The organism is Secundilactobacillus odoratitofui DSM 19909 = JCM 15043 (genome assembly GCF_001434895.1).
GTDB lineage: Bacteria > Bacillota > Bacilli > Lactobacillales > Lactobacillaceae > Secundilactobacillus > Secundilactobacillus odoratitofui.
In genome coordinates, this window is sequence record NZ_AZEE01000029.1 from 425863 (window position 1) to 451211 (window position 25349).

General features: G+C 42.6%; 27 protein-coding genes and 1 tRNA gene. 4 read left to right on the forward strand and 24 right to left on the reverse strand.

From position 1 onward, the window contains the following. Positions 1-21: 21 nt before the first annotated feature. Positions 22-342, reverse strand: coding sequence for an ArsR/SmtB family transcription factor (locus FD04_RS10020; RefSeq protein ID WP_056948614.1), 321 nt, complete (start codon positions 340-342; stop codon positions 22-24). Between the two features lie 173 nt (positions 343-515). On the opposite strand from FD04_RS10020, the gene FD04_RS10025 reads away from it, so the two are divergent. Next, complete coding sequence (locus tag FD04_RS10025) at positions 516-974, forward strand: ester cyclase (RefSeq protein WP_054701579.1); 459 nt, start codon at positions 516-518, stop codon at positions 972-974. 124 nt (positions 975-1098) lie between these two features. On the opposite strand, the gene FD04_RS10030 is transcribed toward FD04_RS10025, so the two are convergent. The 11 genes from FD04_RS10030 to yycF all read right to left on the reverse strand — a co-directional run bounded on the left by FD04_RS10030 (position 1099) and on the right by yycF (position 12879). Further along, complete coding sequence (locus FD04_RS10030; protein ID WP_054701576.1) at positions 1099-1932, reverse strand: alpha/beta fold hydrolase; 834 nt, start codon at positions 1930-1932, stop codon at positions 1099-1101. Between the two features lie 191 nt (positions 1933-2123). Next, a complete protein-coding gene (locus FD04_RS10035) occupies positions 2124-2966 on the reverse strand; it encodes an MBL fold metallo-hydrolase (RefSeq protein ID WP_056948616.1) in 843 nt (280 codons plus the stop codon). A gap of 75 nt (positions 2967-3041) precedes the next feature. Continuing rightward, positions 3042-3464 carry a MarR family winged helix-turn-helix transcriptional regulator gene (locus FD04_RS10040; protein ID WP_054701567.1) on the reverse strand — a complete coding sequence of 141 codons (423 nt, stop codon included), beginning with the start codon at positions 3462-3464 and terminating at the stop codon, positions 3042-3044. Between the two features lie 422 nt (positions 3465-3886). Next, a complete protein-coding gene (locus FD04_RS10045; protein ID WP_056948618.1) occupies positions 3887-4375 on the reverse strand; it encodes a prolyl-tRNA synthetase associated domain-containing protein in 489 nt (162 codons plus the stop codon). A gap of 89 nt (positions 4376-4464) precedes the next feature. Then, the gene (rlmH, locus tag FD04_RS10050) at positions 4465-4944 is read right to left on the reverse strand and encodes a 23S rRNA (pseudouridine(1915)-N(3))-methyltransferase RlmH (protein ID WP_054701564.1); all 480 of its coding nucleotides are present in this window, start codon (positions 4942-4944) and stop codon (positions 4465-4467) included. 524 nt (positions 4945-5468) lie between these two features. Continuing rightward, on the reverse strand, positions 5469-6758 hold the full coding sequence (locus FD04_RS10055) for a S1C family serine protease (protein WP_082603210.1): 1290 nt from the start codon (positions 6756-6758) through the stop codon (positions 5469-5471). A 209-nt stretch (positions 6759-6967) separates the two neighbouring features. Next, positions 6968-7777, reverse strand: a complete 810-nt coding sequence (locus FD04_RS10060) for an MBL fold metallo-hydrolase (RefSeq protein WP_056948672.1) — start codon at positions 7775-7777, stop codon at positions 6968-6970. Positions 7778-8101: 324 nt separating this feature from the next. Beyond that, positions 8102-8932, reverse strand: a complete 831-nt coding sequence (locus FD04_RS10065; RefSeq protein WP_056948619.1) for a two-component system regulatory protein YycI — start codon at positions 8930-8932, stop codon at positions 8102-8104. Positions 8933-8961: 29 nt separating this feature from the next. After that, entirely contained in the window at positions 8962-10254 is a 1293-nt protein-coding gene (locus FD04_RS10070; RefSeq protein WP_054701555.1) for a YycH family regulatory protein, read from the reverse strand. After that, a complete protein-coding gene (gene walK, locus FD04_RS10075; protein ID WP_082603212.1) occupies positions 10244-12118 on the reverse strand; it encodes a cell wall metabolism sensor histidine kinase WalK in 1875 nt (624 codons plus the stop codon). The genes FD04_RS10070 and walK overlap by 11 nt, the downstream gene beginning before the upstream one ends. Positions 12119-12156: 38 nt before the next feature. Continuing rightward, a complete protein-coding gene (gene yycF / locus FD04_RS10080; protein WP_056948621.1) occupies positions 12157-12879 on the reverse strand; it encodes a response regulator YycF in 723 nt (240 codons plus the stop codon). Between the two features lie 402 nt (positions 12880-13281). On the opposite strand from yycF, the gene FD04_RS10085 reads away from it, so the two are divergent. Next, positions 13282-13354: transfer RNA gene (locus FD04_RS10085), tRNA-Lys, on the forward strand. 266 nt (positions 13355-13620) lie between these two features. Here FD04_RS10085 and FD04_RS10090 read toward each other — a convergent pair. The 10 genes from FD04_RS10090 to FD04_RS12375 all read right to left on the reverse strand — a co-directional run bounded on the left by FD04_RS10090 (position 13621) and on the right by FD04_RS12375 (position 21087). Further along, entirely contained in the window at positions 13621-14337 is a 717-nt protein-coding gene (locus FD04_RS10090) for a hypothetical protein (RefSeq protein WP_054701552.1), read from the reverse strand. A 423-nt stretch (positions 14338-14760) separates the two neighbouring features. Then, a complete protein-coding gene (locus FD04_RS10095) occupies positions 14761-15471 on the reverse strand; it encodes a hypothetical protein (RefSeq protein ID WP_056948623.1) in 711 nt (236 codons plus the stop codon). 49 nt (positions 15472-15520) lie between these two features. Beyond that, complete coding sequence (locus tag FD04_RS12500) at positions 15521-15676, reverse strand: hypothetical protein (RefSeq protein ID WP_156660446.1); 156 nt, start codon at positions 15674-15676, stop codon at positions 15521-15523. Positions 15677-15838: 162 nt separating this feature from the next. Then, the gene (locus FD04_RS10100) at positions 15839-16333 is read right to left on the reverse strand and encodes a hypothetical protein (protein ID WP_054701543.1); all 495 of its coding nucleotides are present in this window, start codon (positions 16331-16333) and stop codon (positions 15839-15841) included. 479 nt (positions 16334-16812) lie between these two features. Further along, positions 16813-17010, reverse strand: coding sequence for a hypothetical protein (locus FD04_RS10105; protein WP_054701541.1), 198 nt, complete (start codon positions 17008-17010; stop codon positions 16813-16815). Positions 17011-17322: 312 nt separating this feature from the next. Beyond that, positions 17323-19794 (reverse strand): phage/plasmid primase, P4 family, encoded by a 2472-nt coding sequence (locus FD04_RS10110; RefSeq protein WP_056948625.1) that lies wholly within the window; start codon positions 19792-19794, stop codon positions 17323-17325. A 3-nt stretch (positions 19795-19797) separates the two neighbouring features. Further along, positions 19798-20085 carry a hypothetical protein gene (locus tag FD04_RS10115; protein WP_054701527.1) on the reverse strand — a complete coding sequence of 96 codons (288 nt, stop codon included), beginning with the start codon at positions 20083-20085 and terminating at the stop codon, positions 19798-19800. Positions 20086-20340: 255 nt separating this feature from the next. Continuing rightward, positions 20341-20538 carry a hypothetical protein gene (locus tag FD04_RS10120; protein ID WP_054701524.1) on the reverse strand — a complete coding sequence of 66 codons (198 nt, stop codon included), beginning with the start codon at positions 20536-20538 and terminating at the stop codon, positions 20341-20343. Positions 20539-20604: 66 nt separating this feature from the next. After that, on the reverse strand, positions 20605-20880 hold the full coding sequence (locus FD04_RS10125) for a helix-turn-helix domain-containing protein (protein ID WP_054701522.1): 276 nt from the start codon (positions 20878-20880) through the stop codon (positions 20605-20607). A gap of 12 nt (positions 20881-20892) precedes the next feature. Next, positions 20893-21087 (reverse strand): helix-turn-helix domain-containing protein, encoded by a 195-nt coding sequence (locus tag FD04_RS12375; RefSeq protein ID WP_082603213.1) that lies wholly within the window; start codon positions 21085-21087, stop codon positions 20893-20895. 149 nt (positions 21088-21236) lie between these two features. Here FD04_RS12375 and FD04_RS10130 point away from each other — a divergent pair, with 149 nt between their 5' ends. Then, a complete protein-coding gene (locus FD04_RS10130; RefSeq protein ID WP_056948627.1) occupies positions 21237-21833 on the forward strand; it encodes a helix-turn-helix domain-containing protein in 597 nt (198 codons plus the stop codon). Between the two features lie 66 nt (positions 21834-21899). Then, the gene (locus tag FD04_RS10135) at positions 21900-23054 is read left to right on the forward strand and encodes a site-specific integrase (protein WP_056948629.1); all 1155 of its coding nucleotides are present in this window, start codon (positions 21900-21902) and stop codon (positions 23052-23054) included. A gap of 326 nt (positions 23055-23380) precedes the next feature. Here the strand turns inward: FD04_RS10135 and FD04_RS10140 are convergent, their stop codons facing one another. Both FD04_RS10140 and FD04_RS10145 read right to left on the reverse strand, forming a co-directional pair. Then, positions 23381-23875, reverse strand: coding sequence for a GNAT family N-acetyltransferase (locus FD04_RS10140; RefSeq protein WP_054701517.1), 495 nt, complete (start codon positions 23873-23875; stop codon positions 23381-23383). An 86-nt stretch (positions 23876-23961) separates the two neighbouring features. Further along, entirely contained in the window at positions 23962-24900 is a 939-nt protein-coding gene (locus FD04_RS10145) for an NADP-dependent oxidoreductase (protein ID WP_054701514.1), read from the reverse strand. Positions 24901-25349 lie beyond the last annotated feature (449 nt).

Genomic DNA, 25349 nt, shown 5'->3' on the forward strand with positions numbered 1-25349 from the left:
ACACCAAAAATATCGGCACCTTTAAAGTGCCGTAGCAACTAACCGAGCTAATGCCTGCAAATTAGTCTCATTTCGTCGATAATAGGTCCATTTTCCGTGTCGCTCAGAGTCCAATAAACCACAATCTTGCAAATCGCTCAGATATTTAGATACCGTCGATTGAGCTAAACCTGCTTTCTTGACGATATCTTGAACACAGATTCCTCCCTTTTCAGTCATCATGTACCGCACCGTTTCACACGATACGCTAGTAATCTCCTTTTCTGGGTCCTTAAGCCACTGCAAAATATCTAGTCGGGTCTGATTTGCCAATGCTTTAAAAAGTTTTTCATTCAATTCCATGTTTCAAGTCTAACAGAATTTCAGCAAAAGTAAATATCGACTTTTTTCGATTTGTCGATTGACAATATTAAAACCAACTGTTAATCTAATGTCAGTGATTCACTAAGAACGCATTAGACGGCCACTAACACGCGTTTAACATTCACTAACTTAAATACGTGGAGGTCATTTTAATGACAAATACTCAATTACACAAGGATATCGTCACCAAATTAATTGTTGAAGCACTACCAACTAATGATGTTACGTACGTTGAATCTGTTGTGACTCCTGACACAATCACTCGCCGTGCCGGTTTCGCAAGCCTCTTGCAGGCAACCGACAATATCGAACCCTTGCCAAGCAACTTTATGGACTGGGTGCACCATGGCTGGGACAGTCTGCATGCTGCCCTCAGTGAACAGAAAGTCACGATGCGCGAAGTTGTGGCAGATGGCAACCAAGTGATTGCACATTACACCTATACTGCTAAACACGCGGGAACTTTTGCTTCGGCACCTGCGACTGGTAAAACAATTCATTGGGATGAAATCGGTATTTTTAAATTTAACGAGAATGATAAACTCGTTGATATGTGGTACATGATCGACGAATTACGTGTTGCAGAAGAACTTGGACATCAACTGAACTAAGTAAAACCAAACCAAGCTGGCATCCTTTTGATGATGCCAGCTTGGTTTGGTTATTACGTTACGATACTGAGACTATGAAATGCGGTACTTCAAATATTATTCTATTTAGCGAACAACCTAATCATCAAAATGTTGCCAAAATCAAACTAGCAATCTCACTTGCATGAGTTTCTAATGCGAAGTGACCCGTATCTAGCAGTTCAACCCGCGCGTTAGGTAGATCGTCTTTAAATGCCCGTGCACCTGCTGGAACGAAAGAGACATCATTCTTTCCCCAAACCGCCAACAATTTAGGTTGGTAACGACGCAGATATTCTTGAAATTTCGGATACAAGTCAACGTTGGTTCGGTAATCATAAATCAGATCCGATTGTCGTTTAGCGTAGCCTGGCGTGTTTGTGTAGGCGATATCTAATGTGTATCCATCTGGTGAGACAGTCCCCGGCTTAGTACCAGTGAGGTACTGCCCTCGGATAGTGGCTGGAGCAAAGGCACTTTCATACTCGTGACGCAACTCTGGCGTTGGATGCGCCCAATACTTTGCTCGTTCTGCCCACTTGGGACCCAATCCCTTTGAATAAACGTTACCGTTTTGGCTGATGATACCCAAAATCGTATCAGGCTTTGTCATTGCCAAGCGAAAGCCAACTGGAGCACCATAATCAAACACATACATGTAAAAACTCGGAATCTTCAATTTTGCTAGTAATTTTGCAGTAATCGAAGTGAGATGATCAAACGTGTATTCAAAGTCTGTAGGTGCAGCTGATTGACCAAAACCCACGAAATCAGGCGCAATGATGTGATATTTTGCTTCTAAGTGCGGAATGAGATCTCGAAACATATGACTTGAGCTAGGAAATCCATGTAACAAAAGCATAACTGGGAGATTAACATCTCCAGCTTCTCGATAGAAAATGTGTAAGTCTTCAATTTCAACAGTATGATATGAAATCATTGTTATACCAGCTTTCCTGTATTTTCGACTAGGGCTCGGTCACTACATGCTCTTATTTCTGAAGAGTATACCAGTTGCTTTACGCCACTGTAAAAAATGCTTGGTTGTTACGACTTAAACGGTCGGCTTGTCAGCGTCAATCTGCATGGTACTTACCTGCAATTGTCTTCACTAGCCGATGAGTCAATCACTTAACCTCGAATCACCGCATGGGCACTACTCCAAAGCGAACCCGTATTGATGTACTTCGGATATAACGCCAGCATGTCCTGATAGAGTGATTCTGCAGACTTCGCATCCGCCGCAAGTCGGTTAAAATCACTGATGTATTTAATCGTCTGATCGATAATTACCGGATCATCACTGTTTTCAGGATTCTTATGTCCAGCAACCACGTATTTCGGCTTCAACGTCTTCAAGTGTTCGTTGACCTTAATCCAATTACTTCTGGCGTTCAGCGTAGTTTCTTGCATGTAGGCGTGAATGCCATTATAAGTCGCGTCACCAGCAACAACCAGTTTTATATCTGGCACCCATAAGCTAGTAGTATCGTGAGTATCGGTAAAGCCATCTTGAATGATTTCAATACGATGCCCATCCAGATCAAATGCTGAATCAACCACTTCATCGACGCCGACGATTGGACTCGGTAAATTGCCAGGAAATAGCTTTTCCCAAGTTCCAGCAATATTGGCTGGTGTCATCACTGCCGGAATCCCGTCAGCAGTCGCCCGTGTACCAATGATTGTGGCACCATGAAAAGACGCTTTGATCATGCCAGCACCAAAAAAGTGATCAGCATGGGCATGCGTCAGATAGATGTACTTAAGTGCCACATGATGGGACTTAATCCAATCTATCAACTCTTGATTAGCAGAACGGGTCATGTAGGTATCGACCAAGACAGCATTGTCATCATCAAAAATTAACGTCGCTGTGTTTGATACCCACTGTAAGTCTTTCGTGTCTTCTGGGACACCGCGCGTAACCCCGTTGCGTCGATTATTTAATACATCATATTTTAAATTACTCAATATTCACAACCCAAATCTCGCCATTACGGCGTCATCGTTTACTATTTCATTCATCGTGATCCTTATTACCAAACCTCATTGGGCTTCTAACTTACGTGTGTTGGCGACCAAAGCGTCTACCATCACCTGCTTGCCCTGACCAAGCCGCTCGTTAGCAACACGATCCCATTCAGCCAAGCAAGCGTTAGCAACTGGCAACCAGTCAGTCGCTTGCGCACCGAGGTCGACTTGGGTGGTCCGTCCCTGCGCGGTCAACGTCACAAGGTGCTTAGTGGCTAACGTTTTAACCATTCTTGAAATGCTGGAGCGCTCGTAGCCCAAAACCTCAGCAAGGTTAGTAATGCTTTGTGGGTGCGCATCCTCAAGTGTGAGCATAATGTAACTATATGCCGGTTTCATCCCCGTTGGCGCAAATGCTGCATCCGCGTGACGTTCAACTGCACGCATGTACTTTGCTGCGGTGAAGTAGGCGCATGATTCTTGAAAATGGTGTGCCATAGTTGATCCCCTCTTTCGTGTATATACACGTTATACTTCATAATTGTTAATCATGCAAGGATAAATTTGTAACTGCCGGTTGATTATCAGTCAAATTAGAGGCCGTCCGTCTCAAGCCGTTAAAATATGATGTCGTTGTAAAACGCTGACACCATCACGTTCTAAAACGATTGCGAAAACAGTTTTTGGGAATAAAATCGGCAACGAACAACTCAACAAATTTTTCGTAATCAAAAACTCACGTCATCAGATTTTTCAACCATCTGATGACGTGAGCCATTTTAATAGACAACTATTAAACAAAGAACCCAAATCACTCACAATCCGGTTCTTCTTATCGGAAATTGCGGGATTCACAGGGTGAATTTTATCTTATTACTTTTTGATACGAACTTGCGTAACAATGACAGTTACGATAACGCTCACCGATTTAGTTCAACGATATCGACGTCATTGCCATGCGCTTTAATGAGATTAACAAGCACGTCGGCATTCAGCCAGACTGTGGCAGTATTGTCATTAGGATGTACCCCAATGAGATTACCTGCAAACTCAGCATCAAGGTAAAAATGCACTTTGCGGTCTGCATCATTCAAAAGCCCAAGTGGCGTCACAGAACCGGGGGTTAACCCCATAATGGTTAGTAAGTCATTCTCTGATGCAAAGGATAGTGCCCGTAAGCCGTATCTTTTGCGGAAGGCTTTCAAATCAACCCTTTTATCACCTCTAACCGAAATCAGGTAGTAATGCCGTTTTTTATCATCTCGAATAAATAGGTTCTTGGCATCCCATTCAGGATGAGCCAAATTTACAGAGTCTAGCTCCCCCATATTGAAGACTGCTTGATGCTCACTGACTTCAAATTTTACGCCATGGTTTCTCAAATATTGGTAGGTTTCTTCTTTATTCATGACTACTCCTTTGAGGTATTGGGTTGGTGTTATACCAGTAAGACAATTATGAATTCAGTTGTTTGGCCTCTTTGATTACGAAAACCGCATCACTTATGATACGGACTACCCTCATTAATCATAAATGCCCGGTAAATCTGCTCCGTCAGCACTAACCGCATCAGCTGGTGTGGCAACGTGAACTTACCAAACGAAATCTGAGTATCAGCACGTTTCAACACAGCCGGTGCCAGGCCGAGTGAACCACCAATCACGAAGGTGATATCAGAGTGACCGTAAGTTGTTAATTGGGCGATTTCCTTCGCAAATTCTTCCGAAGCGCGCTCCTTACCTAGAATGGCGAGCGCGTATACATATTCACGATCTTTTATCTTGTCGAGGATTCGTTCTCCCTCTTTGGCCATAACCTGGGTCATTTCAGAATCACTCAACGATTCGGGTGCTTTCTCATCCGGTACCTCGATAATTTGAAATTTACAAAAGCGTGATAACCGCTTTGCGTACTCCGCGATACCTTGTTTAAAGTACTTTTCCTTTAACTTACCGACGACCACTAATTTGATGTTCATAACTCTTCCCCTTTTATTTTAGTTATCCACAAAGTTATCCACAGCCGTTGTGTATTGAAAGCCGTTCCATTTTTAAGGCGCCTTTAATTATATTGGTGCTGTTTTTCTTTTCAAAATCGGCACTTCGTCCTCACTATTGTACCAGTTAAAACCCTATTATATCAACGTTTCTTTACATATTTTTGACACAAGCTTGAAAGTTATCCACAGCCTGTTGATGAAATGCGTGACACGCCGGGCGAAACCTGTTAATAACACGGATTCTGCGAAATCCAAAGTTATGCACAAAGTTATCCACAGTTTTCGGTGAATAACTCACAGGCCCGAATTTTCCACAGTAACGCTTCTACTCTTATTCGGATTACACCGGGATTTAAAGCCGGTATCCGGTAGTATTTCCATCAATAGAGACCCGAATATTCGTTTTTTCAGTGCAAAATGAAAAGGCTGAAACCAGTTTATCCGGTTTCAGCCTTTTTGCTATCATCATGGTTTAATCTTTAAAGTTATCCACAGCCTGTTGATTAATTATTACTGTTCAACTGACTCGTGGTTTCGGTTAACTTCACTTTTTCGGTCTTTTGACTACCGTTGTGGTAATACGTAATCGAAACTGTGTCGCCAACTTTGTACTTATACAGCAAGTCACGTAATGTCGACTCAGTACTGATCTTCTTACCACCAAGGGCGGTAATCACATCGTACTTCTTGATGCCCGCTTTACCAGCTGGTGTGCTTGAACTTGGTGTCGTCATCACAACAACCCCGTTATCAACGCTAGTAGGCAACTTCAAGATCGACTTTTGTTGCGCCTTAGAAATTTCAGACAAATCAACGTACTTGATGCCCAGCGCTGGTCGAACGATCTTACCGTTCTTGATTAATTGGTTGATGACGGAAACGACTTCGTTACTTGGAATTGCGAAGCCCATGCCTTCAACACTTGTCCCAGAACTGTCACTCGATAGCTTCATTGAGTTGATTCCAATGACTTGACCCGAGATATTTAATAGTGGTCCACCTGAGTTACCAGGGTTAATGGCCGTATCAGTCTGAATAACGGTTGTGTTACCAGTCTGTTGGTTAGTCGTTGAATCGGTGGTCGCCACGGTCCGCTTTTTAGCTGAAATAATCCCTTCAGTTAACGAACTTGCATAATCAGTGCCAAGTGGTGACCCGATTGCTAAGGCTGTTTCCCCAACTTTAATGTTATCGGAGTTACCAAACGTCGCAACACTCTTTACATCCGTCCCGTTAACCTTCAAGACGGCCAAGTCGGTCACTGAATCCTTACCAACGATCTTGGCATCCAGCTTCTTACCGTTACTTAGAATCACTTCAACGGCATTAGAACCTGACACCACGTGATTGTTCGTCACGATATAGGCTGCGTTACCAGACTTCTTATAAACAACCCCAGACCCTTCAGAACTGGTCTGAAGACTGCCACTTGAATTAGAACTGCTATCGCTGCTACTGTCGCCGCCTAAGATACCACTTAAGCTGTTTGATGACGTATTTTCCTTCTGCAAGTTAATGACCGACACAACGGAAGGTTTCACACTTGAATACACCTTCGAGGCTTGTGAACTGACGTTAACCTTCAGATTACTGGTGGAAGCAGTCCCGCCGCTATTCGAGCCGGTCGGAACCGCTGTTGAGTTGTGGTTGCTAACGTAAGTAGCACCGCCGTATGCGATACCGCCACCGACTAACCCTGCCACAACGGCTGTTAAAGCAACTTTAACGAGTAAACTGCGACTGCTTGAATGACGCTTTGGTTCATTTGTTTCTGGTGCTTGTTGATTATCCATAATTCGCGCGAAACGCGCTTCCCTCCTTTTTTGTACGACCACGGGTCATTACTAGACATTGGACGCCGCTGGCACTTCAATCAAATCGTGTCACACAGCCCCTAACTGCGATCTACCTACTTTTGAGTATCATTTTACCTGTAAGATATGAAAATTGTTTGACGATTGACTCACAGAAAGTATAAGTTTTTACTAAGCCGACTTAAACTTTACAGTGTCACTAACCCGCTCGCTTTTTCTGGGTCAGTATCTAAAATTTGGAAATCATGGTTCACGCCAAAGTCGTGATCTTCCATAATCGACGCCACGGTGAGGTGGGCCAGCGACTTCATGTTATTTTCTTGACTCAAATGACCTAGGAAAATACGCTTAGTATGATGACCTAAAACGTCCATCATGACGTCAGCACCGTCTTCGTTACTCAAATGACCCGTGTCGCTCAGGATACGCTGCTTGAGTGGCCAAGAATAGCTCCCCATTCGCAGCATTTCAACGTCATGGTTACATTCCATCAAGTAAGCATCAGCGTCCTTAATGACCCCTTCTACGTGGTCTGACACGTAACCCGTATCTGTCAGCACCACGAAGCTCTTACCGCCACTGTGCACTGCGTAGAACTGTGGTTGAGCAGCGTCATGTGACACCGTGAAGCTTTCAACGTCCAAATCACCCATACTCAAAACGGAATCTGGTGCGATAATGTTCTTTTGCTCCGCTGGAATTTTGCCAATTTTATCACCCATGGCATCCCAAGTCCCCTGATTCGCGTAAACATCCATGCCATAACGACGCGCTAAAATACCAACGCCCTTCCGGTGATCCGAGTGTTCATGTGTCACGAACAGTGAATCAACATCTTGTAAGTCACGCCCAATTGAATTCATTAGATTTTCGATTTTTTTGCCGCTTAACCCAGCATCAATCAAAATCTTGTGCTCTGCAGTTTCAATGTAAGTGCAGTTTCCTGTACTACCGCTGGCTAGAACACTCACTCTTAACCCATCGTTTTGTGCTTGCATAAATTGCCCAACTTCCTTTTTAATCAATACAAAAGACCCCGCCAACAACGTCATTGGTCGGGGCGTGAATAATGGTCCTTTTCACATCAATGATTGCTTGTCGTTACTATTACAACGCATTTTGCGGTGAAACGCAATCATTAAATATCATCTGGGAATTACTGTCTGAAACTAAAATGGGTCCGCGCGCCCACTACCACTGCGGGCTAGCGTGATTGACCAGTTGCTGCGGGACCGAAGGCGGCATCATACACAAAAATCCCAAATAACAACAATTGCTGTTATTTGGGACCACACTCATTTCATTTTAAATTGTCATCGACATTACGTAATCGTAAAAATCTCCGAGTTGGCATTGCTAGTCTGGTTGCCATCGCCGGTCTTAATCACTTCACCGGTATAAGCATTCACCCGCTTCAATACAAAGGTTGAGCTACTGCTAATTTTGACGGCAAAAACCCAAGTTGGCAGGAACACGTACTGCCCCCGCGCCGTCAACAACCGCGTATAAGCCAGGTTGGACCAAGCAACCTTAGCGCCGTTAGGAATTTCATTGTACTGGTACAACCAAGTCAATGCCCGTTCCTCGCTAATAGTCTTCGAAGCTTCCTTGAGAAGTTTAACGTTTTCTAGGTAATTTTGGCTGTAACCAATCACCCGCTTTTGACTGTTAAGTGCAAACCGGATTTGACCAAAGTGAGAATAAACCGGTCCCTTTGCCACACGTTGGACGTAAATAATCTCACTGTCACTTGAAAGCTGTGAACTATAACTATACTCACTGCCACGTGCAATCAGCGATGGGTTAGCCACGATTTTATCCAGCGTCTTCTTGGTTTCACCCGAAGGCAGCTTAACGGGTTTTTTAAATTCACTCACGAGCTCTGTACCGCTAAACCGTAAGCTCTGTTCCTGCAAACTAGTGGCAGCTTGCCGTAATACCGACCCATTATCAGCAGAGAAGTAGTAACCTTCATGGCTTTTGGTAGTCGGTTTACTAAAACTGATTTGATCTTTGCGCATCTCTTCTAACACGTTGTTATTGCCGGCAGCATCCGAATTGCCAACGCTACTCCGGTTAAACAACAGGAATAAGAACACGTCCATTGCGATAAAAATAACTAGGAAAATAATTTGAATTCGTTTAAAGTTCATACCCGACTACCCCCTTTCGCACTTGTCCATTAACTAAGATACTGTTGATACGTCCGCCAGTGCCCATCGACTTTAATAAACCAAGTTGGTGACAAATTAACGGCCTTTTCAAGCGTCTTATCGCGAGTCCATTCGTAGCCGAGTTGAATATCTTCAATTTTGTCGTGGCGTACACCAGCGTTTTTCAATTCAGTCATCAACGTCTTAGTCGACACCACTGTTGCGGTGCTTTGAACGGGTGGAATTGGAACCTGCAAACTATCAAGTGAGAACGTCATCTGGTAGGAAGTCTGATCGAGCACCTTCATCTGAATAGCACCATAGCCGCGGTCGTCGTATACCGGCAGCCCGCCAACGTAAGTTCGAAATACCGCCGTGTCACTACCCGTATCGTAATCAAAGAATCGCATACCATCCAGTGGCATACCAACCATCACAAGCTGTTGATAGATGTGGTTCATCGTATTAACGAAGCTACTACTCTTCACTTGTGAATTGTAGTTGGTAAATGTGACAGCATCCGTCGTCTTGTTAACACTCATGTGACGGAATCCGTGATCATCGTAAGTGGTGCTGTTCTTATGGTGTTTGATCTGCATACTACTATTGGAATTAGTTGTCATAATTCGGTTAGCATAGTAGCTTTGAGTCTGCTGGGTTAATTGATAACTATAAGCCTTCAACTTCACACTGTTGGCATAACTCAGTACTGGTTTACCATTCAACATCATAAACGATACAGGGTGCTTGACCATCTGATCACTCAGCACATGCCGTAATTTACCAGCATGATTATTCTTTAATTTAACTTTTACCACGTGTAACGTCTGATCATTGAGCAAATACAGGTGGTCCGGGTCATTTAACGGTAACTGAACCCGGTTAAAGCGCTGATTGGGAATCTTGAGCTGGTTACCGAAAGCTTTGCGGAAAAAGTTCACGGTCATGGCAGAATTATAGTTCAACAACACCGTGTCTTTTTGGCGTAATTGAGCGAGGTACTTCTTACTGTTGTGTTCGCTGATTTCCTGGACATCGGTAGCCGTAAATCGGCTCATTTTATCCCGTAATTCCGACGCCACGTTGATTCGATTGTTCGTCAGCATCTCTTGCTGACCAGTTTTACTGGTTGACACAATTTGAGCTGGCAAATAAATATCTTGAAAAGTCGTGTTATTAGAACTATCGGTATTTTTAGTGACCTTCGTTCTGCTACTCAAATTAGAGTGGGCCGGGTTGGTCCAAAGCATGCCTGATAACCCAAGACTGACCAAAATAGCAGTCACTAACCCCGCAGGTAGCCAAAGTTGTCTAAGCTTCATCCCAAAGATCCTCCCCTTCATCGTAAGGTTCGTATGGCAACGAGATATAGAAGGTCGAACCGTGTCCTTCACGACTTTCAACCCAAATCTTACCGCCTAGAGACTGGATGACTTCCTTAGAAATGGCTAGGCCAAGTCCAGTACCGCCTTGTGCCCGTGACCGTGCTTTATCAACCCGATAGAACCGGTCAAACACGTGTGGAATATCAGCACGCGGAATCCCCAGACCCTGGTCAGCGATGCTCATGATCACGTTATTGTGCGTCTCAATCAGGCGACAAGTGATCACACCGCCATCCGGCGAGTATTTGATTGCGTTGTTCATGATGTTATCAAGCACCTGGGTAAAGCGATCAGTATCGATTTCAACCCACAGATCACGCTTGGTAAATTCTCGCTTGATTGAGTAATGCTTGTCGGACCGGTCGTTTTGCTCATTACTATCAATAATCATGTCAAATCGGTTGAGCACGTAGTTAAATAACTCGTTTAAGTTAACCAACTCAAGGTTCAGCTTCTGTGTCCCAGAATCCATCCGTGACAGAGTTAACAGATCGTTGATCATTCGAATCATCCGATCAGTCTCTTCTTGGGTGACTTTTAGGAACTTAGGTGCAATTTCGGGATCCTGCCAAGCACCGTCTGAAAGAGCCTCAATGTATGACCGCACACTTGTAAGTGGCGTCCGTAACTCGTGAGACACGTTCGAAACGAATTGCTTACGATCCTGATCAATTTTTTGTTGTTCAGTGACATCGTGCAAGACACAGGCTAACCCACTAATGAACCCAGACTCACGTTGGATCAGTGAGAAATAAGCCTGTAAGATCAAGTCGTGATCGTCACTTGAGAAGTCCAACATGATTTCGTCAGGATCTTCCAAAAGATCTCGCAGCGTATAGCGTTTCCGAATATTTAAGATGTCCAAAATTGACTGACCAATAGCTTGGTCAGAGTCAACGTCAAGAAATTCAACGGCAGTTTCGTTAATAATCGTCACGTTCCCGCGCCGGTCAGTAGCAATAACACCATCGGTCATGTGCGCCATTACCGAATTTAGTCGCCTTCGCTCCGACTCGGTGGACTCTTGGGCCTCCTCGACACGAACAGACAGGTTATTAACCGCACTGGCTAATTGCCCCAATTCGTCATTACCGTAAATTTCAACTTGGCCAGAGTAGTCCCCACGCGCAATTCGCTGGGTTTGCTCCTTCATTTCGGTAATCGGAACAGTAATTGCCCGGGAAATAACGATGGATAATACCAGTCCTAACCCAACCGCAACAACGGCAGCTACGAGGTAAATCCCCGTCACCTTACTGATACTGTCGTAGACACTCTCTAGACTAGCACGAATGTACACGACACCAACGGGCGTACTACTCCCGCTACTTTGTTTGATTAATGGTGTCACTTTAATGTAGTAATACTGGTTAGCAGACGCATCAAACGTGGTCGTTTCGCTACCAGCACTATTGTTATAAATCACCTTTTTGACAGTATCATCAGTGGTTTTTTGACCAACAATCTGCTGATTATTAGCTTCATTGGTGCCACGAATGGTGCCCTTACTGTCAATAACGCGAATCTGGGCATTAGCCGTGCTAGGAATATTGGCATCGGATAGTAAAATCCGGATCTGCTTATTGGCTGCAGCTGAATCAGACCGCGACAATTGAGACGTTAGGTTAGTACTAACGTAGCGTTGCAGCGAGATTTGATTTTTAAACTGCCGTAAGTTCTGCGTTTCAAGTTGTTGCACAAACACAGCACCAACGATTTCCAACGTAATAATTAACATCATTGCGAACACAAACGCAATTTTGAATTGGATCGAATGATACCATCTAATTTTTCGTTTCACGTTACCGTTTACCCCTTACACGTCGTTCATGCGTAAGCTTACGCCTGGCCTGACTCACTTTCTGTATTTCGTAGATAATAGCCCACACCACGGCGTGTTACTAACCAGGTTGGGTGGCTTGGATTATCTTCAATTTTTTCGCGTAACCGTCGCACCGTTACATCGACCGTTCGTACGTCACCAAAGTAATCGTAGCCCCAGACGGTCTGTAGTAAGTGTTCTCGCGTCATGACTTGACCAATATGCTGTGCCAAATAATGTAGTAATTCGAACTCACGGTGGGTCAATTCGATGTTTTGACCGCGTTTTGAGACAGAATAAGCGTCTGGATGGATCACCAAATCACCAATCTCAATATCCTTATTCTCTTCTTCTTCAGGTTGCGCAGCACTTACGCTGTTTTGACGGCGTAGGTTAGCCTTCACACGAGCCACTAATTCGCGGTTTGAGAACGGCTTAGTCACGTAGTCATCGGCACCCAATTCGAGGCCTAACACCTTGTCTAATTCAGAATCCTTGGCAGTTACCATGATAATTGGCATGTCATGCTTCATCCGTACTTGACGAGCGACTTCCAAGCCGTCCATCTTAGGTAACATCAGGTCCAAAATAATGAGGTCTGGGTTAACTTCTTCTACTTGTTGAAGGGCTTCTTCTCCATCATGAGCCACCGCCACTTCGTATCCTTCTTTTGTTAAGTTAAATTTGATAATGTCTGTAATTGGTTTTTCGTCGTCGACCACTAGAATATTTTTTTTCATCTGAAATGTCCTCCTTCAGATAACGATTCGTTCAGGTATATTAGTTATAAGTTAGGTGCTGTTCGGTTGTTCCAGTGCAGTAGCACGGGCCACACTGGCAAATTCAAGTAAGTGGTAAGCCCATTTGAATCAGGCCTACACAACTTTCATTATATCACAGTCCATTCAATTCGCGAAATCGTTAAAACATAAGCCTATCATGGCCTGACACCACCTTGAATTTGTTTAATTGTATGGTACAACTACCTTAATTTAATGCCATTTTTATTCAGCTTTGGTAATTAAATTCAATTTTCGGAAATTTTTTACAAAAAATGGTTGCCAAGTGTTTTTTAACATGATATATTAGTAAACGTTGATTGAGCGAGTTGCTTAATCACAGAGCGATTTACTTAGTAATATGGGCAGTTAGCTCAGCTGGCAGAGCAACGGACTCTTAATCCGTGGGTCCAGGGTTCGATCCCCTGACTGCCCATAACAAACCATTAACCAGTTTCCATGCAGTGTTGTAATCACCGTGGTTGCTGGTTTTTTTGTATTCTCAGTTATCATGGAATAGTATATATTCTCAAAAAAAGTAAGCCAAAAGGTAAGCCAAAAAGAACCGACTTGCGAAGGGCGGAAAATAAATAACGTAGTAGGTGCTGTGAGCATCCGCTACGTTATTTTTTCTACCTATTAGTTATGCCCCGAATTAAGTGATAATTACAAAGGGTAGTAATGACCACTAATACGGTTGAACTACAGCCTAGAATACGCTTGAGAAACTGACTTTAGTACATTTGAATCTATTAAGCCTTCTAAACCATCAATTCCTTCGCGCATATCATTAATAGTATTCAATACAGGCTTACCTAAGTCATTAAATGCCTCAATAACGAGATTAAGTCCAGATAACACTTGCTTTCTATTTTCTTTCTCTACTACTAAAGGTACAACATTTGTCCTCCAGTTTGTAAAAACTTGAACCAGATTATTTTTTTGATTCGTCCAATTCTCAGCACCATATATAACAATATTCTCTAGATCAAAATCTTTTTCAAATTGAATAAATAGTTTATCCGAATTAGAAACTTCCTTAATATAACCTCGTTTAACACAATCAGGTAAATCGGGTAAGTCCAGTGCTCTAATTTTTGCATGTAAAAATTGAAAGTTATCCCTATGTTTTATGATAACTTTCAACAAATTAACTTTAGTATCATAGTCTTTCATTTCCGCTTCTTGCTTAACATTTTGCATAGCCTGCAATCTAGCAACTTTTAAGGTTATGTATACTGTTCCAGCTACCCCAACAATAGCACCTAAATACCCTCCCCAGAAACCTAACCAATCACCGTTACTACCAATTCCGTTATTAAAAATACTCATTAACCATGCCATGAATAGCGGAACTATTACAACAGCTAAAACTAAAACACGAATCACAATTACCACATTCTCTTTTATCCACTTCAATACAGTTCACCTCAGTAACCAGCATATCAAACTCACAGTAGTTCTACCAGCCACCTCATAATAGATATTTAGCCGATGCACTGGACCGATTATTATGTGAGTGCATAATTGTAAGGTCCCCACGAGGATCAGGTGCAAAACGAGTACTTGGTGGAATTTTCGCTGAGTAACATGGCGAATTAAGCTCACATCTGCTTCTGTGGTATTTGGTACTATGATAGGGTTCAGAGTCGGTCGATTATAACAAAAAAATCCCCCTGGCACTCATATCGAGCCATGCTTACATTCTCTTTCATTATTTGTATTAAAAAACGCTCATGGTGAGTGGCTATTTTTGATGCCTCCACAACTATTATCCTCGCCATGATTACACATTCTTTCAAATTTATGTACAAAAAGTCGTCATTTATAGACGACTAAAACTTAATTATCCTTTTCTACATTTTGTAGTTGTTTCTTTAATATTTTTTCTTTAGCTTCCTTAGTTTGGCGTTCCTTATCTTCTCTCTTTAGCTTATCAACATCATATTTTTTGTATAGATATGCCTTACGTGCCTCAAAAGTTTGGGCAAGTTTGGGTAAAATAGGTTTATCAGCCATCTGTCTTTCCAACAAATCAAGTGCAGTAACCAAATTTCCTAACTCAGGTTTTGACAATTTTTTATCAGTACCACGTTTTGTGAATATTCTCATAAAGTTACAAACATAGACAACACCTTCTCTTAATAAGGGTCCCTCTAGTAATCCAAGTTGCTGTGCACTGATTAAGGCCCCCGTAAAATTTCCAACTATGTTTCCTTTTGCGCTTTGATCCTCTATAGTCTGAGTTAATGGTAGCAAGCTACCAGTGGAATCAATTTGCATTCGGGCATTTGATGTAATTGTAAGTTTTAGTTTTTCATTTAACTCATTGGCCTCTTTTACCTTATTTTTGAGATCATCAATGCCGTAATCCTTCTTAAATTGAATCTTCATTTTCTCAATTTGTTTATCGGAAAAACGCCACTGTAAAACTCCGGTAAAAATTGCACCCAAACTAATAATTGCAATAAAAATAGTTAAAACCGTAATTAAATCATTATGTTGCTGATCTGTAATTTGGGTCAAATACTGAATTACATCAACATCTTTCAATCTTTTCATCCCCTAACTTTTAAAGCATAACAAAACCCTAGCATCTCTGCTAGGGCTTCTTTGGCGTGGGCTTGTATTCACATGTCTTCTTAACGACTGATAGCCGCCAATTCCGGAACGTCACTAGCGTCATATCGTACAGCGCCGCCATATCTTTATCGCTAACCGGTTGTGATCCCTTACGACAATACTTGTGGTGCAACATCTCTAATTCTCGTTTATCTAAGTAGGATAGCCGATAAAAGAGCTGTTTTGCTTGGGCTAAACCTAGCCCTCTAACGTACTAAATTCATTCTCAGCCTGATACCACATCGTATCATTAAGTGTGCTGCTTGTCGTGGTTCCCAACTTTCGTCCCACCATTCTGTCATGACGTCACCTCAGGCAAACTTAACATGGTGGCCACCCCGACACTAGCATCATGGACTGGCTCTAAATGAATGTCCTGTTCCAGCCCAAAACGCCAACTAACAGCCTCTAATATCTGGCCAATTTCAGCAAGCGTACGCTCTTCTAAACCCACAGGTAGAGTTATGTTGCTACGGATGAGTAACACCCCTAGCCGGTTCTGTTCGTCTGCTGTGAGGGTATCTGTGAACCGCTTAAACTGGTAACGTGCATACTCTACAATCTCAATATTGTGAGTAGCTTCCTGCTGAGTACGTACCAGGTCTTCAACCATTAAATACCAGGGTTTTGGCCCGCAATGGCCTCCACTTTCATCAACGTCCAATGATGAACCCATGAAGCTGTGGGCATGGATAAATTCACGATCTAACTCAGCTATCCGTTTCTGCATAATCTGTATTTTATGGTTGAGTGTTATAAACTCAACTATTAAATTACGTTCTAGTAAGTCCACACTCATACCACCTCAAACGTTAGCGTAATTTAGCATTAGTAATAACATGTTTTAACAAGTTCTCTTACTGGCACAATGTTAAGTTTTGACAAGTCCCACTTTACCAGCATTCAGGTTTTCTGAGGTACCTCGCTGCCAAATAGGTGAAGGTCTATCCTCTGATAAAAATGTAAGGTTTTGTTAGGTTTTCACCTATGAGATACCTTGAAAGTACGCCATCCGAATCAATAGTTTAGCCGGGTATTCGTTGCTTTTCTGCACTCATTATCACTCTTACTCAAACTCAGATAATTTGACCATCATTAACTCTAACGGCAGCTAAATACAGGCTTATTTATGGTGCAAAAATATCACAAAAACGAATTTATTCAAACGCAAGCTGGTGTGTCCGCTCCTCTGAGATGCGTCATATCAACATTTCAAAGGTGGGGGGCTATCAAAAAATTGCACCATCATACTTTATGATGTAGGTTATCCTACTAATTCGATGGTATCCATGCATAGGAGATAAGCACATTAAAATCTTCGATAGTAGTTTCGACATCATAATTGCTTGTAAATTTGATGTCTTTAACCAGGGAAAACGGGATCCCTTTTAAAAATTCATTTACTTGTTTATCTAATGCCTTAGTCGAATCAGTCTGAATAGTTTTAATTTGCATAACAACATTACTCATTTGGTCATCTTCCTTTCTGGTTAAGCCCACAAGAGAAATAGAACATTGTGCCAGTTTGTTACAACTTTTGTTCCAATAAAAAGTGCTCTAATACCTTGTGTAGCAACAATTTGTTCCAATTATCCAGTTTTTAACCCCATAGTCTCCCCACTACGCATACACACATACACACACATTGTTATCTATCCATTTTTACTATTTAATTAATATAGGGTATATAGTTGGAACAATTGGAACGGTAAGCGGTGCTATAGGTTTTCAGCCAATTTTTCTTGGAGCGTAGTTGGAAAAAACTGGCACATTGTTCCAAATTTAATCACTACGTAGCTTTTCAATATACAGCTGTGAAAGAGACCAACACCAAGCCTGTCTACCACTAATTCTCTTTTTGAGTTTCAATAAGCTAAGCCGTTCAAGGTCGTCATAAAATCCATTGCGTCCCTTGGGTTTATATCCATTTTCAGAACACCAAGACCGGTATGCGTCATATATTCCAGCAGCGGATGCGTAACCTTCACCCCACAAGGCACTACCATCCTCTAAACTATCCAGTAGCCACTGCTTAACCGGGTCGTTATCGTCTTGCCATTGTTTGGTTGCTTGAACAATCCCACTAGTAAGACCCCAGTCCTGCCCGTCAATATTCTCTTTGGCTCTCTTGAACGCCATCATAGCACCGTACACAAACGCCGGGGCCTCATTCAGAATTTGATTGAACGGATGTTTTGATTTAAATTCATTATCCACTTTGGGCGATACCACTGGGACAACTCTAAAACGCCGTCTAAGTCCGCTATCACCCACTTTTGCAGATGGTAGGTTATTAGCACTAAACAATAGCCGAGCCACGTTTCGGGAGTTGAATAACTGGCCGCCTTTCATCTGCATTGCAAGGTAATCGTTACCAGAAAGTGCTTTAAGCATTTCTGTGGACTGAATGAAGTCGGCTCCAATATCCGCAAAGTAATTTAACGTTTTTTGATACAATCCCGAAGTATTAAATTCACTATTGCTAGTCAATTGTTTCAAAGATATATTGGATGAATTACCAAATCCTAATAGGCCCCGAATGTAATTCAGAAACTTTGATTTCCCGTGTCCGCCTTCTGATTGCAGAATCAAAATTACTTGAGCGTAATCGTAGCTTCGATAGAACAGATACCCAATGTATTGCTTCATGAACGTTGCACTTTCACCGAACAACGCTTTCAACCAATCATCCGTTACCGGTGTCTCTTTACCCGATACGTCTAACTCGTATTCGTGGGCGTTGATAATGAAGTTCTCAGGCTTTGATTTTTCCAGTTCACCAGTAGCAATATTAAATGTGCCGTTCTTAAAGGCCACAAGGTTCGGGTTAGAGTTCTCAAATGGCAATTCTGATTGATCTTTGTCATAGGCAGCATTTGTTACAAAGTCGGCCACATTAACACCAATGCTTCGTTCCCAATTGGTGATTTCTTTTACCTTGCGTAATGCGATGTGTTTCACGAACATCTCCAACTCATGAGGTTTGAATAACTTCCACACCCCTAGTTTTGGTACATACACAGTTCCATTTGGTAACTCTGGATAAATCACCAACTGGTTCTCACTCATAATCTCTTCACCTAGTACATCCGGTACAATACGGATTCTCAATCGCTGATTACGTTTCCCGGCACATACTAATTCGTAGAGTACCCATTCAGGTGGTTGGGCATTTAAATAGTCCACAAGTTTTATGCCTAGCTCTTCCCAAGCAACGGAAGATGCTTTACCCTCGGCGTAGTCATCAAAGTCTAACTTACGGAAGTCTGGTGGTTGCTCAACACTATTTTTACGTGTCTTACCAGAATCAGTCTCGTCATCTTCTATCCAGTCACTAAACTCTTCGGCTGCACTTAGCTTACGCGGATGTGGGTTATAGGTTTCATGCGTGTGCTGAATTGCGTTGTTAAGTGTCATAGCACCATACGTTTCTTTCCCATGCCTCTCGTCCCATTTTTCGCGCATTAATGCAGATTTACGGAAAATACTATCCATCAATGAGAAGTCTTTATTAGTCCAAAACGCCAGCATATTAGCGAGGGCAATATCTGCCTCTGATTGACTAGGATAAAACTCTTGCCAACCATCTTTGAACAAACTTTTAAATAATCCACGGCCTTTTGCCTTACAAGCCTTCTCAATAACCTGTTCATCCGTTAAATAGGATTGACCACCACTCTCTGCACCCTGTGTGGGCTTAACTGGGACACGAGGTTCTAGGTACCTCTCTAGCACCGAGTTAAACTCATCATCAGGTATTGAACGGATGACCCCGGTACCATCTATCACATCACCGGTAATGGCAAAGAAACGCTTCTCGGAATATACCTCTAAATTAGCGTTGTTGTTCCGATTGCGTCCCGTATTGTTGTTACCACGGATGACTGCATGAAGTCCTTTACCAGACACGCTGCGTTCTGTATAAGTGCCCTTAACTAACTGCAAAAAGTCCTTAGCTGCATTCGTTGGCGAATCCACAGTGGTATGATCTAGGTCGATAACCGTGTAAGGTGGTTGCACCAACATGGCTAACCCTTTAGCGTTATGCACATGGCGCTGATATCCTTTCAGTGCTTGCGAGAAACTACCCCACTGGTCTGGCTTGTTAGTGCTCAATGTATTACCACTCTGTGGACTTAAAGCTAGCTTCCTTAACTTATCCTTGCCCGATTGTGACTCTGTGATAAACAGTCCCCATATTGGTAACTCCTGTAATTCCATTGGTATTACTTTTTCATAGTCGATGGTTACCACCCGTTAGGCCCCCTCTCTCTGAATTTTTAGCCGTTCATCCGCTAACCGTTTCAATTCATCTCTGATGTCACTAAGGTTTACAAAACACTGGAACACTAATTCATTAAGTATTAATACATCTGAAATTGAAGTGGCAAACACCATGTCTTTATTAGCTTGAGTAGGTTTTCTACTATACGTGTCCACAGCCCTACTTGCGTCTTCCGTTTGCCTTAATGCTGCTTCCAATAAATTGATTGTATGATATATTTCACTCGCTGCTTCACCGTAGTTCGCTATGCTAATTCCCATTGCTTAAATTCTTCCTTTCGATTACAATGAGAGTAGATAGAAATGTTCCACAAATATGTTTCGCATCTTCTCGAAGACCACACATCTTGCTTGCCGGCTGTCTGTGTAGTCTTTTTTTGTACGCTCATTAAATGTCATGTTATTTACCTTTTCGTGTAATTTGAATAGTGATGTTGAATAGTGAACCGGCAAACATTCCAATACCCAAGCTACTCAAACAGCCAATTATTAAGATGTTCAGTACATCCATATAGATCACCCCTCCTCAGATGTATCTAAGAGTGTTGCAGCAGCGGATGCCAAAACATTAACAGCACCGAAATAGTCAGTTTCACCCTCAAACGCTGCCGAATCATCTAACAATTCCTGATATGAATACATTCTGTCGGGTTTTAATGCCATAATCTGTTGGCATAACTCGTAAGCCTGGTCAATAACTTCCACGTTGGTCATTACTTGCACCTTCCTTTTACATAATATGTGTAACGGATGAATCTAACCGCCCTTCGCATAGTCGATTTAGATTTCTTTATCTCGTAAAAACTTGTCCAGTGTCTGCTTTGAAATACGCTGAATTGAACCAGTAACTTGAATGACTGAAAGCCCCTCATTAACTAGCTTAGTTAATGACGCCCTGCTAATGCCCACATACTGAGCCGCTTCACCAAGAGAAAGATAGGGACCATAGTTGTGCTGTTTAGACGCCTGTTTAAACGCATCCGTTGCGCTTTCCAACATGGCCGCCTTAATTTTGGCCGAATCTTCCTCAGAAATTGATAAATTAATTGGAATCAATTACTTCACCTCCTAAGAATGCCGATATAGCCATTCGTTCAACCGATTCAATGTACCGCTTTGAATCTTGGAACGTTTTCCATTTAAAATATCGGATAATGTCCAATGGCTAACTCCCGTTTCCTGTTCCATCTGGCGATAGTTCAAGTTGAGCTCACCACGTTTTCTACGAATAGCCGTTCGCATTGTTTCTGTTACTATTGGCATAACTTTCACCTCACTCTCATTTCGTGAACAAGAATACTTTCATTTTGTGAGTGAGTCAACCATAAAAGTCTTGTTTTTGGAATATGCCTAATTTCAAGTTCACATTTTGTGAGTATAATGTTATTCTTTAGTTATTGGAGGTCCTCTAAATGAAAAAGAATAATATAGCCCAAGCACGAACAGAAAAAGAGCTGACGCTAAAACAATTAGAAGCACTCACTGGCATTCGGGATAATACAATTAGCCAATATGAAACAGGTAAGCGTGAACCTAAAATGGAGACTTGGGAAAAATTAGCCGCTGCGCTTGATGTTTCTGTTCCCTATCTTCAAGGAATTTCGGAAGACAAAACTGGTTGGGATGTGTGGGAAGCAAACACAGGCTTCTCTAAGGACGTCATACAAGCAAAAATTGACGAAAGAATTGCCAACGGCAAGAGCAGAGATTCAGATACCACTTACAATAAAATCAATATGGCTGTGAACGATTTAATGGGCTATGGTGATAGAAACGTTAACGCCATCAATGCCATATCCTTTCAAATTAGACATCTTGATTACGATAAGTTTTTTATCGATCCTGAAAAAGACACCGATACATTAGGAAATAGCAATTTTAAAGTACACATAGGTGGTAAAAACTACCTTTACGATGACGCTAACCCCGAAATTTATAAGGAAATTTTCGATATTCTACACGAAGCCAGTATCAAAATTATGAATCTAAAGACTAAATACAACCTCTAGACCAAACCATACCTCTCCTACATAACCGCCCTTCGCATGGTACGAATGTTATGGAGGACTAATACAATGGCAACAATCAAGCAGTATACCGATAAGGACGGGACAACCCGTTATCAATTTCAGCTCTATTTAGGTGTTGATCCACAGGATGGCAAGAAAAAAACGACTCGCCGCCGTGGTTTTAAGACAAAAAAAGAAGCTACCCTTGCATTATCAAGATTGACCCTTGATCTACAGCAAAAAGGTAGCTTAGTTGAAGAAAACAATATTCTATTTGAAACGGTCTATCACGAATGGTACCAGCAGTATGTAAATACGGTACGAGAAAGTACGTGGGCAAGAACTGCTAAGATGTTTGATAACCACATCTTACCATTATTCGGTAACAAACGCTTACGTACAATCACTGTGAACCAGTGCCAAAAAGCAGTTAATAAATGGTTCGGTGAAGTTACTTACAACTACACCCGCTGGTACAATTATTTAACCGCTGTGTTCGATTACGGCATCCGTCAAGAGTACATTACCGATAACCCAGCAAAGCGTGTGACAATGCCAAAAAAGCCCACAGAATGGGGCGAGAAACCAGCTAATTTCTGGAGCAAGTCACAACTGGCCACTTTCTTTAATTGCATCAACCAACAAGATGAACCGGAGAAGTACACCCTATTCCGGGTTCTTGCATTCTGTGGACTTAGAAGAGGTGAATGCCTGGCCTTAACATGGCAAGATATTGACTTTGAGCACCAAACCATGAGTATTAATAAAACCCTCACTCAGGGAGACCGTGGTAAGCAGATTATCCAAGCCCCTAAAACCAAAAAAGGAATGCGGGTAATCTCACTTGATCCACAAACTACGGATGTGTTAAAGCACTGGCGTTCGCAACAACGCCGAATGTTTCTTGAATTAGGCTTCAACACAATGAACACCGATCAACTCATTTTTGCGAATACTAAGAATAGATTTAAAAGTCTGAACATGCCCGCTAAATGGTTAACCAAAATCATTGATGATAACCATCTTGAACCACGTATCACAGTTCATGGGTTCCGACACTCTCACGCTTCGGCACTTTTCTCCGCTGGAGCAAGTATCAAAGAGGTGCAAACCCGATTAGGCCATGAGGATGCTCAGACTACCCTCAATATCTATACCCACGTTACTAAGAATCAAGAAAAGGCTGCTGTTGAAAAGCTGGTAAATTACCTAAATTTCTAGAAAAGTAAGCCAAACGGTAAGCCAAAGTAAAAAATATAACTCAACAACACCCTGTAAATACTGGTGTAGTGGCATTTAGGTGATTACGGTACTCAAACCCCTGACTGCCCATAACAGATACAAACCACTAATCAGTTTCCACGCAGTGCTTGACACCGTGGAAGCTGATTTTTTTGTGTTTTATTTTTTCACCAATAAATCAATCAATGACAATCAATTTGACAATCACTGCTCCAAATAATACCAAACAAAAAACGTAGTCACAGCAGGATAACCTGTTTTGACTACGTTTTAGTAACGTTATACGTGAGGTTGTTGCTAGTAACCTAGAACCGGCGACCCAAAATATCCAAACTCCGTAACTGATCATCCATCAGTGCGACATCTGGTAAGTGGCCCCAAGTCTCAAAGCCATTCTTTTTAAACAACCCAAGACTTGGCACGTTGTGGTGGAAAATAAAGGCAACTAACGTATCAATTTTCAAGTCCGATAATTGGCCAAACACGAAGTCTAATGCCTTTTGACCGAGGCCGTGGTGTCGGTACGCTTCATCGATATAAATGCTAATTTCGGTGGTGTGTTGGTAGGCAGGACGACCGTAAAAGGATTCTAAACTGACCCAGCCAGCAATTTTGTCATCATCTTTCATCACCCAAATTGGCCGAGTATCTGGATCAAATTGATCAAACCAAGCCTGCTTAGACGCAACTGACACAGGTTCCAAATCTGCGGTGGCTAAACGACTGGGAATAATTTCATTATAGATATGGGTAATGGTTGGCAAATCAGCCTGAGTGGCGTATTCAAACGTAAAAGTCATACTATGAGTCTCTCGCTTTCTAATTCTAATGATTTACTCAGTATCATACGCTTTTTAGCATCGAAAAACCACGTCACATCGCGGTGTTACGCCTGTTCAGCAAGCTTTTCGTCAACCACGATTACGATTTTACCATGGGCGTGATGCGACTCACTTCGCTCGTGGGCAGCTCGCACGCCAGCTGTTGTGAACGGATACTGACTGTCGATAACGACTTGAACTTGATGGACGGCAATTAACTGTCCGAGCTGCGTTAGCGTCTTACCACTGGGATGTAACCACCAGTGTGTTGCCGATGGCTGTCCCGTTTGCTGAGCCACTGTCGGCCGACCGGCGATACTGACTAACATACCCGTTGGCTTTAATACTGCCAAACCGTCCTCAATCTCGTTTGTTGTATCAAAAACAGCGTCCAAATCATGTACAGCTGCCGTAATTTGTGTCTGGTGGTAATCGATCACCTCATCTGCGCCAAGTCGCAATAGCATTTCACGATTGGCTTCACTCGCAGTCGTGATGACATACGCGCCTTGCGCCTTCGCAATTTGGATTGCAAACAGACCGACACCACCTGCACCAGCTTGAATCAGTACTCGGTCACCAGGAACCACTTGCAACTGATCAATAATCACTTGAAACGCTGTCATACCAGCTAAGGGTACCGCTGCTGCCTGCACAAAACTGAGGTTACCTGGTTTCATCGCCAGTTTATCCGCCTTGATTGCCACATACTGTGCATCGGCTCCCGCATGATCTGAACGAGCGAATACAGCGTCCCCAACCTGAAAATGACGAACGGCTGCTCCCACCGCGCTGATAACACCTGCCACATCCCAGCCAAGTACCAGTGGAAACTGCTGACCATCACGCCGCATCTGACCCGTCCGCGTTCGCCAATCAATTGGGTTCACACTGGTAGCCGCTACTTTAACCAGTACTTCGTCGGCCTTGATCTCTGGCACCGGCAACGTCATCTCATGCAGTTCCTGCACACTACCATACCGATCAATCACAATTGCTTTCATGTCTACCGCCATCCTCTCGTAATACGATGTTCAAGTTGCGCTTAATATACGAAAATTAGATGATAAACGCAAGTAATTGCGTTGACGCTTTGATTTGGATACTTATATATTTTACATATTATAGTAGAAACTGGTTGGATATCTGTTAGTAACCCGGTGACTGAAACGATTATTTTTATTTAATGCTGTGCTTCGAAGCCGGATAGTTATCAAAATTTCACCAACTACATAAGCCGTAGTGCCAGAAGCCCATTTTCGGCGGGTAGCAGTGACTAGTCCCACTTTGCGCAAAGCGCTTAGTGGGACTGGACGTTTCTGAGGCTCGTGGCCTTCGAGGCTCAGAGACGAGACGGAAAACGCGAAGCGGTTGCAGTCGGTCCCACAGCTACCCGCCAAAAATGGGCTGGAGGCCGAAGGCGGCCTTCATCCACAAATCGGCATGCCTCCAA